Source organism: Cellvibrio sp. PSBB023, assembly GCF_002007605.1.
Taxonomy (GTDB): domain Bacteria; phylum Pseudomonadota; class Gammaproteobacteria; order Pseudomonadales; family Cellvibrionaceae; genus Cellvibrio.
Genome location: NZ_CP019799.1, coordinates 448,754 through 465,760 on the forward strand (window position 1 = coordinate 448,754; position 17,007 = coordinate 465,760).

12 protein-coding genes and 1 tRNA gene are annotated in these 17,007 nt (G+C 46.4%); 8 read left to right on the forward strand and 5 right to left on the reverse strand.

The annotated features are described in order from the left end of the window. Positions 1 to 57: 57 nt before the first annotated feature. Together gltX and B0D95_RS02040 are read left to right on the forward strand one after the other, a co-directional pair. The gene (gene gltX, locus B0D95_RS02035; RefSeq protein ID WP_149867846.1) at positions 58 to 1,572 is read left to right on the forward strand and encodes a glutamate--tRNA ligase; all 1,515 of its coding nucleotides are present in this window, start codon (positions 58 to 60) and stop codon (positions 1,570 to 1,572) included. A gap of 112 nt (positions 1,573 to 1,684) precedes the next feature. Continuing rightward, positions 1,685 to 1,760, forward strand: a tRNA-Ala gene (locus B0D95_RS02040). 315 nt (positions 1,761 to 2,075) lie between these two features. Here the strand turns inward: B0D95_RS02040 and B0D95_RS02045 are convergent. From B0D95_RS02045 to B0D95_RS02055, 3 genes are all read right to left on the reverse strand, one after another. Beyond that, positions 2,076 to 2,414, reverse strand: coding sequence for a hypothetical protein (locus B0D95_RS02045; protein ID WP_078042346.1), 339 nt, complete (start codon positions 2,412 to 2,414; stop codon positions 2,076 to 2,078). Between the two features lie 195 nt (positions 2,415 to 2,609). Next, on the reverse strand, positions 2,610 to 3,134 hold the full coding sequence (locus tag B0D95_RS02050; RefSeq protein ID WP_078042347.1) for a GNAT family N-acetyltransferase: 525 nt from the start codon (positions 3,132 to 3,134) through the stop codon (positions 2,610 to 2,612). Beyond that, positions 3,094 to 3,414, reverse strand: a complete 321-nt coding sequence (locus B0D95_RS02055; RefSeq protein ID WP_078042348.1) for a DUF1778 domain-containing protein — start codon at positions 3,412 to 3,414, stop codon at positions 3,094 to 3,096. Before B0D95_RS02055 ends, B0D95_RS02050 begins: the two co-directional genes overlap by 41 nt. 306 nt (positions 3,415 to 3,720) lie before the next feature. On the opposite strand from B0D95_RS02055, the gene B0D95_RS02060 reads away from it, so the two are divergent. Beyond that, positions 3,721 to 4,263: a recombinase family protein gene (locus B0D95_RS02060; RefSeq protein WP_246841700.1), complete on the forward strand. Its 543-nt coding sequence runs from the start codon at positions 3,721 to 3,723 to the stop codon at positions 4,261 to 4,263. Between the two features lie 186 nt (positions 4,264 to 4,449). Here the strand turns inward: B0D95_RS02060 and B0D95_RS02065 are convergent, their stop codons facing one another. Beyond that, the gene (locus B0D95_RS02065; protein WP_078042350.1) at positions 4,450 to 4,662 is read right to left on the reverse strand and encodes a hypothetical protein; all 213 of its coding nucleotides are present in this window, start codon (positions 4,660 to 4,662) and stop codon (positions 4,450 to 4,452) included. 379 nt (positions 4,663 to 5,041) lie between these two features. On the opposite strand from B0D95_RS02065, the gene B0D95_RS02070 reads away from it, so the two are divergent. Then, positions 5,042 to 5,542, forward strand: a complete 501-nt coding sequence (locus B0D95_RS02070) for a hypothetical protein (protein ID WP_078042351.1) — start codon at positions 5,042 to 5,044, stop codon at positions 5,540 to 5,542. 572 nt (positions 5,543 to 6,114) lie between these two features. Here the strand turns inward: B0D95_RS02070 and B0D95_RS02080 are convergent. After that, positions 6,115 to 6,672, reverse strand: coding sequence for a hypothetical protein (locus B0D95_RS02080; protein ID WP_149867847.1), 558 nt, complete (start codon positions 6,670 to 6,672; stop codon positions 6,115 to 6,117). A gap of 1,846 nt (positions 6,673 to 8,518) precedes the next feature. Here B0D95_RS02080 and B0D95_RS02085 point away from each other — a divergent pair. From B0D95_RS02085 to B0D95_RS02100, 4 genes are all read left to right on the forward strand, one after another. Beyond that, positions 8,519 to 9,130, forward strand: coding sequence for a hypothetical protein (locus B0D95_RS02085; RefSeq protein WP_149867848.1), 612 nt, complete (start codon positions 8,519 to 8,521; stop codon positions 9,128 to 9,130). A 31-nt stretch (positions 9,131 to 9,161) separates the two neighbouring features. Next, the gene (locus B0D95_RS02090; RefSeq protein ID WP_078042355.1) at positions 9,162 to 12,479 is read left to right on the forward strand and encodes a hypothetical protein; all 3,318 of its coding nucleotides are present in this window, start codon (positions 9,162 to 9,164) and stop codon (positions 12,477 to 12,479) included. A gap of 324 nt (positions 12,480 to 12,803) precedes the next feature. Then, a complete protein-coding gene (locus B0D95_RS02095; RefSeq protein WP_246841701.1) occupies positions 12,804 to 13,643 on the forward strand; it encodes an NAD(P)-dependent oxidoreductase in 840 nt (279 codons plus the stop codon). Between the two features lie 411 nt (positions 13,644 to 14,054). Further along, positions 14,055 to 16,994, forward strand: coding sequence for a TonB-dependent receptor (locus tag B0D95_RS02100; protein ID WP_078042357.1), 2,940 nt, complete (start codon positions 14,055 to 14,057; stop codon positions 16,992 to 16,994). Positions 16,995 to 17,007 lie beyond the last annotated feature (13 nt).

A 17,007-nucleotide genomic window follows, 5' to 3' on the forward strand; every position in this document is an offset into this window, starting at 1 on the left:
ATAATGCGCGCCTTTTTCCTGTTCCCCATTTTATCGATTCGCACAAAAGGCCATTCCATGTCTGAAGTCCGTACCCGTATTGCCCCATCGCCCACCGGTGACCCGCACGTAGGCACCGCCTATATCGCCCTGTTCAACCTGTGCTTTGCCCGTCAGCACGGCGGCAAATTCCTGTTGCGCATTGAAGATACCGACCAAACCCGCAGTACCCCCGAATCCGAACAAGCGATTCTGGACAGTCTGCGCTGGTTAGGCTTGGAATGGGATGAAGGCCCGGACGTGGGCGGCCCACACGGCCCTTATCGCCAAAGCGAGCGCATGGACATCTACGGTAAATACGCGATGGAGTTGGTGGAAAAAGGCCATGCCTTTTATTGTTTCGCGACTGCGGAAGAGTTGGACGAAATGCGTCGCGAACAACAAGCGCGCGGTGAAACGCCCAAGTACGATGGTCGCGGTTTGAAATTATCACCCGCCGAAGTGCAAGCGAAACTCGATGCAGGCGAGCCTTACGTTATCCGCATGAAAATCCCGGAAGAGGGCGTGTGTGAAATCGACGATATGCTGCGCGGCAAGATCGAAATCGAATGGTCGCAAGTGGATATGCAAGTGCTGCTCAAAGGCGACGGCATGCCCACCTATCATCTCGCCAACGTGGTGGACGATCACCTGATGCAGATCACCCACGTGATTCGCGGCGAAGAGTGGATCAACTCCGCGCCCAAGCACCTGAAACTCTACGAATACTTCGGCTGGCAGGCGCCGGTGCTGTGCCACTTGCCGCTGCTGCGCAACCCGGATAAATCCAAACTCAGCAAGCGCAAAAACCCCACCAGCATCCTCTATTACAAGCGCATGGGCTATCTGCCGGAAACCATGCTCAACTACCTTGGCCGCATGGGCTGGTCAATGCCGGACGAACGCGAGAAATTCACCCTCGCCGAAATGCAGGAACACTTTGACCTGCTGCGCGTGTCATTAGGTGGCCCGATTTTCGATGTCGAAAAACTCAACTGGCTCAGCAGCCTGTGGATTCGCGAGAACTTCACCATTGAGCAACTCGCCGAGCGTTTGCACGGTTGGGCACTCAACAAAGAAACCCTGCTGCAAGCACTGCCACACGCCCAATCGCGCATGACCACCCTGAGCGATTTCGCCCCACTGGCCGGCTTCCTTGTCAGCGGCATGATGCCCGTCACCGAAGCCAGCTTCGCAGGTAACAAGCTGGACGTAGAGAAACAAAAAGAATACCTGCAATTCGCCCTCTGGCGCCTGGAAGCCCTGCGCACTTGGGAGCGCGACAACCTGTTCGCCGAACTCAAATTGCTCGCCGACCAAATGGGCATCAAAATCAAAGACGCCCTCGCACCAGTCTTCGTCGCCATCGCAGGCACCACCGCCAGCTTCTCGGTCGTGGACTCCATGCAGATCATCGGCCCCGACATGAGCCGCGCCCGCATCCGCCATGCCATCAACGCCTTGGGCGGCTTTGGCAAAAACAAACAAAAGGACTTGGAGAAAGTCTTCGATAAACTGGGCGCCCCCCAGGAGGAATCAGCGGTTAATAGTTAACCGCTTGATTTATCGATAAAAAACCGGAGTACAAGCCCAAAACTTTTGCTTGACACTCCGGAGGCAGCTGCATAAAATGCGCGCCACTCAGAGACAGGATGTCGACGAATCTGGGGCTATAGCTCAGCTGGGAGAGCGCAACACTGGCAGTGTTGAGGTCAGCGGTTCGATCCCGCTTAGCTCCACCAAATACTAAACCCGCGTTTCTCACGAAACGCGGGTTTTTTATTTGCGCGAAAATAAATGTTCGATGTGGGGCTAAGTGGGTGAGAAGTGCTGATGCGGTTCAAAAAACGGCAGGACAGCTGTTTTGCACAGCGAAGCTGCCCGCAGGACGAGGCACATGGATGTGCCGAGTGCATCCCGCGGTCGGGATGGTATAAGCTAGGTCTATGGATTGGCAGGATTATAGGGTGGAGTATTCTTAGCTTCACCAAATTAAAAACCCGCTTATCGCAAGATCAGCGGGTTTTTTGCTTTGCAAAAAATTTGTAAGTACGATGTTAATTTAGGAACATATGTTCATCTTTTACGTTTATTATTGAAACCCGCTCATTACCTCCATAGCCAACCGAATAGGAACCGCAAAATTCGCCACCTGATTGACGATGATAATTTTGCCCTGTAGTAATAAGTTCGTAACTTAATCGTATACGAGCACTCGATATTGTTTTGCGGTCATCGAGATATTCAAGCTCCTCCGTTCGCTCCACAATGATTGAGGCTATTGGATCGCCTGGATCGGTGTTAATTTCTGCAGGGTAGACTTGAATAACATATATTCGTGGCGTGGCACTTTTATCTTTGGTGTAGGGGAGCGTGATTGAGGGTAATGACATCATGGTTACTCTTGTTGGGCACGGGAAAGCCAGTCAATAGAGTTTTTATTCTGCTCGCAATATATTTCTGCCGAAATATCCAGATAGGCTCAAAGATGGCGCGCGAAGGTATTTTTTATCTTGCCGCTTAATCGTCAGCGGTTACTTTCCACCGGTTTGCACCTTCCAGTGGAAAATAACTCACTTAGCAAAGGGCGATTAATGATCGGAATATACTCGCCGATAAATTGCAACGCACGTTCCTATCGGAAGCCACAGACGTGCAGGGTTCGCCTCATCCATAACCAAGAATCCGTGCTTCTTATAAAATTCATCTTTACCTGGTTTCGCATCCACCACCAACCCAATAACTGGCGCTGGTGAAAACTGCTCTATATCGATCTTCGCGACAGCGCAGATCGCATCAATCAACATATATTCGCCATGCCCTTGACCTTGATATTTTTTATCAGTGGCCAAGCGACTCAACAGTAATGCAGGCAGCTTGTGTGGGTACTTTTTATAAAGCTTGCTATCCACAGGTGCCGTCACTTCTGCAAAGCTCAATGTGTAGTAAGCCACAACTTCAGCTGGTTGTTGCTCATCCACTAACACATTGGTACGTGATATTTTTTTTATTCCGGCACTACTGGCCTGCTCTCTCAAAAACTTATTCAGCGCGTCTACGCCACAATCAAAAGCCTCACGTTGGTGAGTGTCTTTGTCCAATAATTCGATTTTCATAATTCTCCCGTTTACGCTTGTATCTGTCAGCTGCGGCTAACAGTGATGAATTAGGTGCGGGAGGGTTCTCAAGTGCATCAAAAAGAGCATTCGCGCTCTGCAGACTCAATTTTATCGAGTTCATTGAGTCGATTAGTGCATTAGCTTTTGTGACCGCTGCATCGACAATAAACTGTGAAATTGTTGCGCCTGATAACTCCGCCGCACATTTAATCAACTCTTGTACATCGGCAGAAGCTCTGGCCACTAGGCGTGCTTCTTTCGTTGTTACTGGTTTCATTTATCGCTCCGTATATTTTAATAATTGCAAGTACTTTGATTTTGATAGCTAGCCCATGGGAATTACCTCCGTCGAAACTATTTAGTAGTGGTGCCATTATGGCACACACAGTACTTTGCAATCAAGTTTGTTTGCCACTATGGCACACGCTAGGTTTCACGTTAATTATCAAAATGTATACATTTTGATAATATACATTTGACACTCTCAAAACTACCCTCATAATTAAATTATCAAATCCCCTAAGAGTTATTGAGAGCCATGCCTAGAGTTGGATATGCCCGCGTTAGTAGCACAGGACAGAGCTTGGAGCTTCAGCTTGATAAGCTAAAAGAGGCTGGTTGCGATAAAGTCTTTCATGAGAAGCTAAGTGGTGCCACAGCGCAACGCCCACAATACAAGGCATGTATGGAGTATCTACGGGAAGGCGATTGCCTGGTCATTACCCGGCTCGATCGACTTGCAAGGTCGGTGCTTGATCTGGCCAAAATACTTGCTCGATTTGAGCGGGAAGGTATTAACTTACTGGTGCTTGACCAAAGCATCGACACAGCCACGTCTAGCGGAAAGCTGCTATTTAATATGCTGGCCGCCGTTGCTGAATTTGAGAATGCACTGCGCCGCGAAAGGCAGCAAGAAGGTATCGAGAGAGCCAAAGCTAATAAAGTGAAATTTGGTAGACGATCAAGGTTGAATGGTGAGCTCATCAGTAGAATTGTTACCGATAAAAATGCTGGCCTACCCATGAAGGAGCTTAAGCAGCGCTATGGTCTTAGCCAAGCCACCATTTACCGCGCTATCGCTGCTCATACCGCAAAACAACAGTCGGGTGATGAACATGTCTTATAGACCACTAGTGCAGTTGAAATTTACACTCATCACATGACGACTGTTCACATCGAAAGTTTCTTTGTTTGCGTTTACCATGATTAAACTCCAAGCTTGGTTGATTAGGGAATCCCCCTAAAAGTCCTGCTAAAAGGCCTTTAGGAGGACTCCCTAATCGCCGAAAGCGAAATCAGGGAAAGCTCAAACTTACTTGCAAAACTTCTCTCTGGCCATGTTCATTCCAAAGATGTGGCCATGCTCTCTCAAAAATTCAACACACTCGTTATATTCCTCAAGTTTTAGGCCTGTGGCTTTAAACGAATTCTCAGGAACGCGAGAATCAACAGATACCATGGAGATTGTTACTCCAAACTCTGCTTCAACAGTGCGAAATTCAGAAAGATTGAATGTGGATTTCATTGGGTGCTCCTGGATTTAACTAAATAAATCGAAGGAGCTAAGGCCAGCCCGGGCGGGGAGGGTTAGGCTCCCCGATGGGTGGTAAGGATTAGGCCAGACTTTCGTCTTGCTGCATTGCGAACCTGTGTGCAGCTAAATTAAGGGTCAGTGAAGATGTCACTGGGCATAGGCGAGTGACCGCGCGCGAAAGCTTAGATGTGGGTATATTTTGTGATAATTCTTGATTGGGGGCGCCGTGGGTGGCCTAGGAAGCGTTTTGGGGAGGGTTGGCGAATGGCTCGAATCACATTTGGCGATTTAACAAATAAAGTATTTTCACCAACATTTAACAGGTGACATCATAACCTTACTCACCATTTAACTAGAGAGATTAAAGCAATTGAATAGCCATCAGCGCCTAACAGAGATTCACTTAATAAAAGCACGAGAAAAAGCACTACGTTTATTTGCCTGCACAAGTAGTGTAATACCTGGGGAATGGTCGTCAGTATGGAATGAAATGATTGTTCCTGATTTATTAGAATTCGCATTCCATGCAAGAAAAGTTAATGAATTTTGCAAGCTAATGAACAGTACTTTTCCAAGCATTGACGTAAAACTGGTCACTATAACATCCGGTGATCCGGGGATGTGGGAAAGCAATTATATTCATGCGCTGAATGCAGTGATGCATATGCAAGGCTTTAGTATTGGGCAGGCACATGCTGACCACCGAAAAATATTTATAAATTACGAAGCAAATCTAATTACGACATATATTAAAGTTTCAACAGATAAATTCCCTGAGGAAAAAACAATTAGTATTTACGGGCTTGTTGAATGCTTTTTATTTTATGTAATACCAAAAGTTAAGGATAAAAACCCAAACCTGCGATTCTAATGGTATAAAGATAGCACAAAACGACTATTTTAAAGATGGGCGTGTTGCTAAAAATAAACTAGAAGGACCGATAAGAAACTGGGATTTATAGATAACAAAATTTATTTACAAATAAACTAATTTTTCATCAAATAAGTATTTAAATAGCTAACTGGTAAAATTTTAATTTCTACTGAAAAACCAAATACAACACAGCAATTAAAAACAGGTTAATTTGATGGTGAAAATTTCAACATTTGACATTACAAACTATATATTATATGACCACGAATGTTTTGGCCTAACGTTCAATCAAATTCCCGCATTGGAGCATTTTCGACAGCATGTCGTAAAACCGTCCATTCGTGCTCTTGATAATAAGTTGAATGATCTCAATGTGAGTGATGATCCTAGTTCGGTATTCCTTGTGTCTCACATAGAAGAATTAAGGAAGCGTACGATTGAAGGGTACATGCTCACCTTGCAATCTATGTGGGAGCGTGGTTTTCGAGGGATGTTGGCAAATTGCGAGTCGAGACTGCACAAAGGCGCAGCATTGGAATCCATAAAAAAAGCAACTTGGAATGGTAAGTCTAATATGTGTGAATAGGGGAAGCTGCAACGGTTCCACTTATTACTAGCCCTGCGCCTGCCGCTGTCACTTGTTTAGCGATTAATCCAATGCGTTGGAGGGTAGGGCTTTGTTGTTGCTCCAAGCCCTTTTGATAGCCCTGCAGGGTATTGATACCCAGTTCGGCAAATACGCGGCTTGGTGAGTGAATTCCGAGAGTGTCTTTAAACCATGTGATGGCATTGTTACCTAAATTAATGATCCCGGTCTTGAGTTTTTCCATTCCACCAAATAAACCACCAAGCAATCCATCTACTACTGCGCCGCCGAGTGTTTTAAATTTCTCCGGGAGATCAATGCCCAACTTTTCCAGCGCCCAAACAACACCTTTGTAGATCAAGCCGAGCGGTGACCAGTCGAGCAATACTTTAGTGATGCCACCAATGCCCTGGTTAAAGGTTGCTTTCACATCTTCCCATAAACCAGAAAACCATTGCTTGATGGGTTCCCAGTTTTTCCAAATTAAATAAGCTCCGGCTGCGATAGCAGTAATTAATAATCCAATGGGGTTTGCCAGCAATAAGCGGCCAAGCCATAGCAATAGCTCTGTGGGTAATGGAATGAATCTCGCGTTGTTTGATCAAAGCAAGGCTCAAGGTATATCAGTTTGCGAGCATTATGTTTCTAAAGTGGCAATTAGTTCTGAATATGTTCCGTAGTGTTACACTAGCAAAAAATCGTAGCAACAAGGCGGCAAAAAAGCCGCCTTTCCTTTATCTACTCTACGGATCCACCCCTAAATCATTTTTCTTATTTGATAAATCCACAGGGCGAACAATCCATTCGCGGATGTGGGTTTTAATCGTTTCAACACCCTGAAAACAAGGCCCGATTAATTTCTTGATCACTTTGCCGTATTTATTGGGTGTATCTCTGGCAACGTGTAACGCGCGCAAAAGTTGGCTTTTGAATGGGGCGCACGCGCCGCCAGATAATTCAACAAAGGTTTTAAAGTCGCCTTTATCGCTTGCGTCGATTATTACGCTCAGTTGTTCGCCGCCAATGCGCTCTATTGTTTCCGGAGCGGCTTCTGATGTAGTAAAGCGGCGGGCTTCGCTCCACGCATCGTTACAATTTATCCATTTCTAATAGGGGCGGGTAAGCACATCATGCAATTACGGCGTTCAGTGGAACTCCGCAGTGCGTGATATGCTAAAACAGGTGACTCTCTTGGATTCTTGAATGCAGCGTTATGTGCCAATTGTTGTTTTTGTACGACGTATATTGTTGTTTATGCGACAGATATGGTTATTTATGTTGAATTAATATTTTTATAATAGATACTCAATGTACGTTTTTTTAAATTTAATTTTGTGTTGAGGCGCGGGGCGGCATATGTAAACATGCCCCGAAGGGTTTTTCATTTGCTGACTAAGGGATAGTCGGTTATTCCTAAGGATAGCGGTTGGTTTTTTATCCGAAGGAGCACTAAGGATGTCTTCTCTAAAAAATAATCATTAAACGGGATTAATTAATAATGAAATTATTCAAAATAGCATTGCCCTTTGCGTTACTTTTATCACTTCCTCTGTCTGCTTCTGCAGATGATTGCACATGGACCAACTCAGTTGCAGTGTACAGTCCTTCCAGTGCAAACGTAATTTATTCCTGTACTATTAGCGGTTCAGTAGTAGCAACCAAAACAGTTGGCACTAGAGCTGTAGGTGTTTCAACTTGTTCCATTTCATTGAATAATGGGGTTTATAATCAAGGTACTTGCGATTCGCCCAATATCACTACTGCGGCGTGCCCGAATTCAGGGCAGGTCTACGGGGTGTTTTTGTCAAGTCAGTGGTCCAATCATGTCAATTCCTTTGTGCAATTTTGCGGGGCGTGCGGATATGACGTATCGCTTGCCACTCCCCCCGGGGCGAATGAAACACACCTACGAGTTACTTGTAGGTAAGTTGCATTTTTAGTGTAAAAGTATCACAGGATTAAATTTTGTTTTGAAAGCCCTACATAGTTAGGGCTTTTCAGTAAAAGCTTTTTGTGAAAGTAAACATTTGCTGCGCATTGAAAATCTCCATTACCCTCATTAATCCCATCCCCATTAATTTAATAATTTACGCGACGTAATTGTCGCGCAATAGATTATTTCCTCTCAAACAGTGAATTTTTCACATAAAACGCGGCATTAATTAACCCTGCTTTTTGATGTGCTGGCCTAGGATTTTAAATGGCAGTTGTGATGTCGCCAGTTTTTGGGATGCAGGTTAATGGGTGGTTGGCGTTATTTATCACTTGTTAGATTTGCAGTTAACAATGCTTAATAAATTTTTGAGGTGAACATGATGTTTACAAGTAACTCAATAGGTGGTTCTGATCGAAATCGCTGCAGAGGATTAGTTGGTGCGTTTCGATATGTGTGTAAGTCGCTGTGGATGCTGAGTGTTTTTGGGGTGCTTACTTATGCGCCTTTATCATTCAGTCAGTCGCAGTCTGATGAAAAAGTGACTACACCTGCGGCAGTGATTGATGTGGTTTATGCCCAGCAATTTTTTCTGCGCGAAGGTTACACACATTTCTGGCGCGAGGAAAAACCCATCGTTAAAAATGGCACTTTAGTGATTTTTAAAGTGAATCCATTGCTGGTTGTTCCCCGCAATATTGCTGAGCCCGTTTTGTATGTGGGAAACCAAACCGCGGAGCGTTTGAATAGTGGTAGTGAATCCGGGTATGTGGTTGCTATTGTTCCCGGTGATGTTGACCTTGCAAAAAGTCGGGCCTGGTTTGGCAGTGCAGAGTTGCCGGAGCGGGTTAATGAAAAAGTTATTGCGCAGGAAACGGAGCTGGCAAATAAGCAAAAAATTGCATCGTTAAATGCAGATGTGGTCAGGAGTGTGACCCAACAACCTATAGAAATGCCAGATTTGGCAACATTGCTGCGCGATCATGTGGCGGAGTTGGTGCTTAAGTATTCGCCCTCTGAGAAGGCGCTCGTAGATGCATGGCGTTTACCCGTGGCAATACGTTAACTCATTTCTCATTTTATTAAGGAGTAATAATATGAAAACACTGACTAAAACATATGGCTGGGCGCAGGCGATGTTTTCTGCTGCGCTTTTTTGTTGTGCTTCGGGAGCCTCTGCCGCTATTACAAAAATGGAATTGGCAGGCAATTCCTTAGCTGTCTATCCATTCTTTGAGTATATAAAAGCAGTTAATGTAAATAGCGCGCTCAAAATTGCGATTGATCCGACACGATTTCCGGCCATTGCCGGACAGACGTGCGATGTGTATGTCGTTGCCGCTAAAAAAACAATTGGCTGGGATGTTGATCAAACATTAACAGATGTCACCACTGGCGGTGCACTGACAGTGACTTTCAGTGCTGCCAATATCCAGGCAAATACTTATCAGGTGGCGGCACCTTTTGAACTCAATGCCAATGCGGGAATGGGCTTGGGTGTGGGCTACGATGTGGTGTTGGATTGCAATCAGGATGGCATTCTAAATGGCGATGATTACATCGATGGACGCAATAATGAGTCGGGGTTTTATGCAGTTAGTGATACGACTGCACCTGGCCCTATGGCGGTAACTGAGCTGGATTACAATTTGAGTAATGCCGTCAGTACTACTTATGGCATCAACGCGGGTTTGCGTAGCCAGAATCTTTTTTATCCCACCAATGTGGCTGCCGCTAATATTGATAAAAATGGTGACGGTAATCCTGATGGCTTGCCGTTGATTATTATCAGCCACGGCAATGGGCATAATTATGCATGGTATGACCATATAGGCCGGCATCTGGCGTCTTATGGATATGTTGTTGTGAGCCATAGCAACAACACAATGCCTGGTCCTGTATCTGCATCCCAAACCACTCTTGCGCATACGGATGCATTTATTGATCAGGTGGCTGCTGGTGTTATTGCAGGCGGTGCACTGACCGGCCATTTGAATAGCAGCAAAATTACATGGATTGGTCACAGCCGTGGTGGTGAAGGTGTGGCGATTGCTTACGACGCGTTGTTTGATGGCACTGTCACGCCGGTAAATTACGGCAAGGCGAATATCAAATTAATCAGTAGCATGTTGCCAACGGATTTTAATGGTACGAATATCGCCAATCCTCAAGATGCGAATTTCCATTTGTGGACGGCTTCTGGTGATGCGGATGTGCATGGTGGTGCGGATAATAATATTGCTCAAACATATCATTTACATGATCGTGCCACAGCCAATCGGCAATCTACGACTGTTCAGGGAGCAGGGCACGGATGGTTCCATAACAATCCCGCTGCTTCCGCTGCATTTACCGGCCCTTGCTCCATTGGAATTGCCAATACTCATTTAATTGAGTTGGGCCACTTTTTACCTTTGGTGAAACGTTATGTGGAAGACAATATTCCCTCGCTGGATTTTTTAACACGCCAATACGAAAGTTTTCGGCCCATTGGTGTTCCTACGGGGAATCCTTGCATTGTGGTCAGTCATGAATATCGCGATGCATCTACCGGTGTAACGCCACCGGGCGGTGCTTTTCCTCCGGGTGTTAAAAAGTCTGTTGTTATCGATGACTATCAATCCCAATTTGCGACCAACCTCAGTTCGATAGGCGCACCGGTTAATTTTAATGTGACTAACCTGACTGAAGGGCGGTTGGACGATAACAATACAGATTTTGCCTGGACACCAAGCGACCCATTTAATGGCGCAACCCAGGCGGGGCCATTAGATACCAGTCGCGGTGTGGTGTTTGATTGGAATGGTGTGGACAGGTTTTATGAGTGGGAGATTCCCGTTGCCGAGCAAAACTTTGTCGATAATCTCATTCTGTCATTCCGCGGTGCCCAGGCTACCCGTCACCCCAATACGGTTGCTGCATTGGGCGACCTGACATTCAAGGTGACACTGCGCGATACATCCTCGGTCACCAGCTCCATTAATATTGGCGCATTTGGCGGCGGTTTGGAGGAGCCCTATCAACGTTCGGGCGGATGGCACAACGAGATGGAAACCATCCGTATTCGCCTGACGGATTTTTTAAATAACGGTTCTGGTTTGGATCTCAGTCACATTGCGGCGATTCGTTTGGATGTCGGCCCGTCACACGGATCAGCAGAAGGGCGAATTGTGATTGATGAACTGATGTTGACCAATGATCGCGCTGTTTATGATGCGAATGATAATGGCGACCCTCACCTAAAAACAGTGAATGGTGTTCATTATGATTTCCAAAGTGCAGGTGAATTTGTGTTGTTGCGTGAAGGTAGCGCGATGGAAATCCAGGCGCGTCAAACACCGGTTCCCTCTGCAGCTGCTATTACAAATCCCTACACAGGGTTAAAAAGTTGCGTCAGTGTGAATACGGCTGTTGTGGCGCGTGTCGGCAAGCATCGGGTGTCTTACCAGCCTAATATTTCCGGCGAGCCAGACCCCTCAGGTATGCAGCTCCGTATCGATGGCAAGTTAATTGATATGGCTACCCTGCAAAGCATCAATCTGGGTTCAGGTGCTCGAGTCAGTAAGTCGCCAACGGGAAATGGTATCGAAATTAATTTCCCCAATGGCACCAGCTTGATTGCGCTTCCGCAATGGTGGGGATATCAACAAAAATGGTTTTTAAATCTGACGGTATTTAATACACCGGCCACTGAGGGCATATTGGGTTATATCCACAATGGTGATTGGTTGCCGTTGTTACCCAACGGCACTTCATTGGGCGCTCGCCCCGCATTGCTGGCGCAGCGGTATATCGATTTGAACCAGACCTTCGCGAACGCCTGGCGCGTGAGTGAAAAAAGCAGTTTGTTCGATTACTTGCCCGGCACATCAACCCATACTTTCACCTACAAGGATTGGCCGGCGGAAAATTCCAGCACTTGCGTGGTGAGTGGTAGCCCGCAAGTTGTTCCCATTGCTGAAGATGTTGCACGCAAACTTTGTGCGCGTGTTAGCGATAAAAACCATCACGCCAATTGTGTTAAAGATGTCGCTGTCACCGGTGAGAAAGGGTTTGCCCAAGCATTTTTGGAGAGTCAAAAAGTTGATGCAGGTGCAACTATAACGGATGTGTTGGTGAAGCAAGATTCATCGAAAGTCTCGCTGGCAGCGGTGATCAAATACCATAAAACGGAAGAAATCATCACTCGCGATAAGACACAAGAAAAGCCCATAGGAGTAGTGCAGTTCATGATTAATGGAGAAAAAGTGAGTGAGCCCATTGAGTTGGAAGCCACAGGTGTTGCACGTTGGGCAACCAGGCTGGATGTTGGCAAGTACAGGATTGGTGCCGTATTCACGCCAGCCAAAGAAGGAGACCTGCTGCCAAGTACCAGTCAGGATACAGACCTTACCGTACAGAAAACCAAACGATAGCTAATCACTGGCTAGCCACACTAGCGAGGGCCTTCGGGCCCTTTTTTATTGTCCTATTGTTCTATCCCTCCCTGCCTTCAGTGATGCAATGCCACTGCCTTGTTCCTATTTGACAGCCTTGGTTTATTGTTCTAATTATTGGTAAAGCCAATATTGAGGTTGTTTGTATTATTGGATTGACAAAAAATATTAATAAAGTATAAATTGGTAAGCTATCTGTAGTGGCGAATGATAATATTCATATTGCTTTAAATTAATACGCATCACCCCTTCCAGGAGTTAGATATGACAAAACCGGTCATTGGTTTTATTGGGCTTGGCCTTATGGGCAGCAACATGGTTGAAAACCTGCAAAAGAAAGGCTTTGAGCCAATGGTTATGGACCTGAATAAGGAGGCTGTGGCGGCTGTTGTTGCTCGTGGTGCCACCGAGGCGGGTTCTGCCCGCGAACTGGCTGCTGCCTGTGACATTGTGATGCTTTGTCTGACCACTTCTGTTGTTGTGGAAAAGCTGGTTTACGCTGAAGACGGCATTCTGGCCGGTATAAAAGAAGGGGCTGTGGTGGTTGATTTTGGAACCTCAATTCCAGCATCTACCCGAAAGATTGGTGTCGATCTCGCGGCGAAAGGGGCGGGGATGATAGATGCGGCTCTGGGGCGCACACCTGCTCATGCTAAAGATGGTTTGCTCAATATTATGGTTGGCGGCGACAAGGCGACTTTTGACAAGGTGCAGCCGGTACTTGCTATGCAGGGGGAGAATATTTTCTATCTGGGCGCGCTCGGCGCGGGTCATACCACCAAGCTGATCAATAACTTTATCGGCATGACAACTGTGACCGCCATGTCGCAAGCCTTTGCTGTGGCTGACCGCGCCGGCATTGATCGCCAGCAGTTGTTCGACATTATGTCGACAGGCCCATCAAGCTCACCTTTCATGAAGTTTTGCAAAAACTACGCGGTAGATGGCGTCAGCGATTTGGGTTTCTCTATTGCCAATGCCAACAAGGATCTGGGGTATTTCCTGGCGATGGTCGACAATTTGGGGACTCGTGCCCCAATTGCTGAAGGCACCTCTGCTCACCTCCAGGCTGCTGTTGATGCTGGTATGGGCAACGGCAATGTGCCGGAAATCTTCGATTATTTCCTCACCTTAGGTAAGTAAGCCAATCAGTATTTGACGACAGCCGTGCTCCTTATTGTGAAGGGTGTGCGGCTGTTTTCCCTCTTCGTAAGACTTTTTAATCCCTCGTTATTCCTCTCTCAAGTCTGCTTTCGTCGACAACTGCGCTGACTGACCGCCACATTGGCCTATTTCAGTGCGACGTAATTTTCTCCTTAACAAATCAAGCCAATCATTTGCACCTGGCCAACACTGTGGCGCATCAATTTGCGTGCACAATATAGACACAAACCAATCATGGGCTGTTACTTTTTCGGATTAAAGCATTACCAATATACACATAATTGGTATTACCAATAATAAATTTGGCTAGTATGTTTGGTAAAATATCTGGTTGTGGTATTTTGCTTGTGAGGTCAAAACTTAAAAATAAAAGTTACTGGAGGTGAAACCATGATGAAATTACGTACGAAGGTTTGTAGCTTGTCATTAGCCATTTCTGCTGTGTCATCCATGACCTATGCGCAAGACCAGGCAAGTGCGCTGGAAGAGGTGATGGTTACCGGTATTCGCGCTTCTTTGCAGGGTGCTATTGAAGAAAAGCGTGCTGCTTCTAACTTGATCGAAGTTATCCAATCAGAAGACATAGGTAAGCTGCCTGACCAAAACCTGGCAGAAGTGCTGGAAAATATTACCGGCGTTCAGATCACCCGTGAGGGTGGTGTAGGTGTGGGTGTTCAGATTCGCGGTACCGATGCAAACCGTACTGAAATTAACGGTGTATCAACAGTGGGTTCGGGATCTGGCCGTACCGGTATCAGCTTTGAGGATGTGTCGGCAGCGATGATCTCTGCTGTAGAAGTCACTAAAGCACCTGAAGCAAAAACCATTGAGGGTTCTGTCGGCGGCACGATTAACCTGCGCACCATTCGCCCGCTTGAGTTGAAAGAAACACTTGGCTCTATCCGTGTTCAGGGCGAGCACAGTGACCTTTCATCCGATGGTGGTTTGACTCCCCGCGTGTCAGGCACCTGGGGCGATAATTGGTCGACTAACGCGGGTGAGTTTGGTGCAGTCATCAGCGCCAGTTACGCAGAGATGGATGTGACGGATTTCCGCCCCCGCGTTGATCGCGACAATCTGGTATTGGCAGGCCAAAACCCTACCGCTGACTACGATCACTTACCGGTTCAATTTCTGCAGCAAGATTATGACAATTATGAATATGAAACAAAAAACGTTTCAGCTTCATTTGAGTGGGCGCCAAACGACGACACAAAATTGTATTTTGATGCAGTTGTGAATGATCAGGAGCGCAGACAAGAGAGTCACCGTATACAGGCATCCGGCGTGGCCGATGTTGCCAGAACAGCACTCATTACGGATTATGAGACCATCAACTTTGGAACAATTCGTGGTGAAAATGGCCCGCAGGCTATAGGTTCGATTCGCGCGGTAACCAAAGGCATATTGTTGCCACAGCAAACCGGTAATTTGGATCCTAACCTGCGTACCTCAACGGATACCAATGCGCGCGTGACCGACAGTAATATTTTCAGGTTGGGTGGCGAGTGGTCGGGTGATAAAACGTTTGTGCGCGTAGAGGCATCCACCTCGGACTCCGAAAGTAATACGCCTAACTTCAGCACTACGCTTAATTTTATCAATCCTAATTCCGCATCAACCAGCACCAGAATCGATAATGGTGTGCCTTTTGAGTTTGATCTAACCGGCGGCTCGCTGACCTTTGGTATTGCTCAAGGTCTGGCTACTACACCGACAAAAGAGCAGTTGCTGGATCCTGCGAACTATGTGATCGCATCGGTAAACCAAAGTAATAACCTGATTAAAAACCAGGAAGACGCTTTCCGTGTTGATTTCCGCTACGATGTGGATATGGCCGGTATTACGTCAGTAGAAGTTGGTTATCGCTACAACGAAACATCCAGCCTTAAAGATGTGAGTGGTAGTAACTTCACTATTTCTGATCGCAGAAATTCGCCGACCGGCGATATGTTTGCCAGCGTTCTCTCTGCGGGCCCGGATAACTTTAATGCGGCTGACGGCAGAAAATTATATGTAAAAGATTTTTTGTTGGTCGATCCGGCAAAATCATTTTCTGATCCGGATGCGGTGATGGCGGCGTTAAATGCGGCAATTGTTGCAAACAATACGGCGAATAATCGCACCCAGGCTCAAATTTCTTCACCAACCTCAACCGCTGCATCGTTCTTTGATATCTCAGAAGAAACTAACTCCCTGTATGGGCAGGTGAATTTTGAATACGGCATATTCCGTGGTAATGCCGGTTTGCGTTATCTGGAAACCAAGGTTAATTCGCGGGGCAACAGTGTCGTGAACGGTGTTGCCACACCGAATGTTGAAACGGGCAGTTATGACTTTGTGTTGCCACGTATAAACCTTGTGGCAGATGTGAGGGATGATGTCGTGGTTCGTGCGGGTTGGGGTAAAGATATTCGTCGCCCGGATTTTGATGACCTGTCTACGTCTGTCGCGTTTCAAACCAGTGAAAACCAGGCTGTTGCTATAGGTAATCCCGGGTTGGAACCGGAAGAAGTAACCTCATTTGATTTGTCGGCAGAATGGTATTTTGCGCCTTCCAGCGTATTAAGTGCCGGTATTTTTCACAAAGTCCGCACCGGTTTGCATGTGACTCAAACACAGGATGCTTATTCCGAGCCGGGCACTGGTTATCGTGATACTACTGCGCCCTGTGAAGCGGGTGGTATTTGGAACCCTATTGCTGTCCGTAATACCTTGGCGCCGCCAGAAGAAAATGGTCTACAAGGTATTTGTGTGCCTACCTCGTCAAAAGTAAATGGCGCAGGAGAGACCACGCAAAAAGGGATCGAGCTTGCTTTTCAATACGATCTTTCCGAGTTTGAAGATACGTTGGGTTGGGCCTCCGGTTTTGGTTTTATCACCAACTATACCTTCCAGGAATTCTCGGGCGGTGATACCTACCAAACGCCAACAAGTCGTGCTGATCAGGTATTTACCTTGTTAGGTCATCCGGATGTCACCTTGCGCGCGGCACTGCTTAACCTTTCTGAGAACGCCTATAACATTACCGCGTTCTACGAAAAGTACGATATTTCTGCGCGTATCCGTTACACCTGGCGCGATGCCTTCAGTACCAACAATTACGGCAGTGGTAGTGATCCTTGGGGTTTCTACGCTATTCAGGAAGCCAGAGGACAGCTCAATGCCAGTATCAATTACGATGTAACTGAAGCATTGAATATTGGTGTGGAAGCTATCAATTTGCTGCGCTCGGATACCCGACAATCTTGTGTGAATGAAGGTGGGTTGTTGTGTTTCCAAGGCCTCACGGATCGTCGTGTGACCTTCGGTGCAACCTACAAATTTTAATTGGCGCACTAAT

What these genes read in the sequence shown, in the direction of transcription:
- gltX (WP_149867846.1), top strand. Translation starts at nt 58, where the DNA reads ATGTCTGAAGTCCGTACCCGTATTGCCCCATCGCCCACCGGTGACCCG.
- B0D95_RS02045 (WP_078042346.1), bottom strand. Translation starts at nt 2,414, where the DNA reads ATGATGTCATTACCCTCAATCACGCTCCCCTACACCAAAGATAAAAGT.
- B0D95_RS02050 (WP_078042347.1), bottom strand. Translation starts at nt 3,134, where the DNA reads ATGAAAATCGAATTATTGGACAAAGACACTCACCAACGTGAGGCTTTT.
- B0D95_RS02055 (WP_078042348.1), bottom strand. Translation starts at nt 3,414, where the DNA reads ATGAAACCAGTAACAACGAAAGAAGCACGCCTAGTGGCCAGAGCTTCT.
- B0D95_RS02065 (WP_078042350.1), bottom strand. Translation starts at nt 4,662, where the DNA reads ATGAAATCCACATTCAATCTTTCTGAATTTCGCACTGTTGAAGCAGAG.
- B0D95_RS02090 (WP_078042355.1), top strand. Translation starts at nt 9,162, where the DNA reads ATGAAAACACTGACTAAAACATATGGCTGGGCGCAGGCGATGTTTTCT.
- B0D95_RS02095 (WP_246841701.1), top strand. Translation starts at nt 12,804, where the DNA reads ATGGGCAGCAACATGGTTGAAAACCTGCAAAAGAAAGGCTTTGAGCCA.
- B0D95_RS02100 (WP_078042357.1), top strand. Translation starts at nt 14,055, where the DNA reads ATGATGAAATTACGTACGAAGGTTTGTAGCTTGTCATTAGCCATTTCT.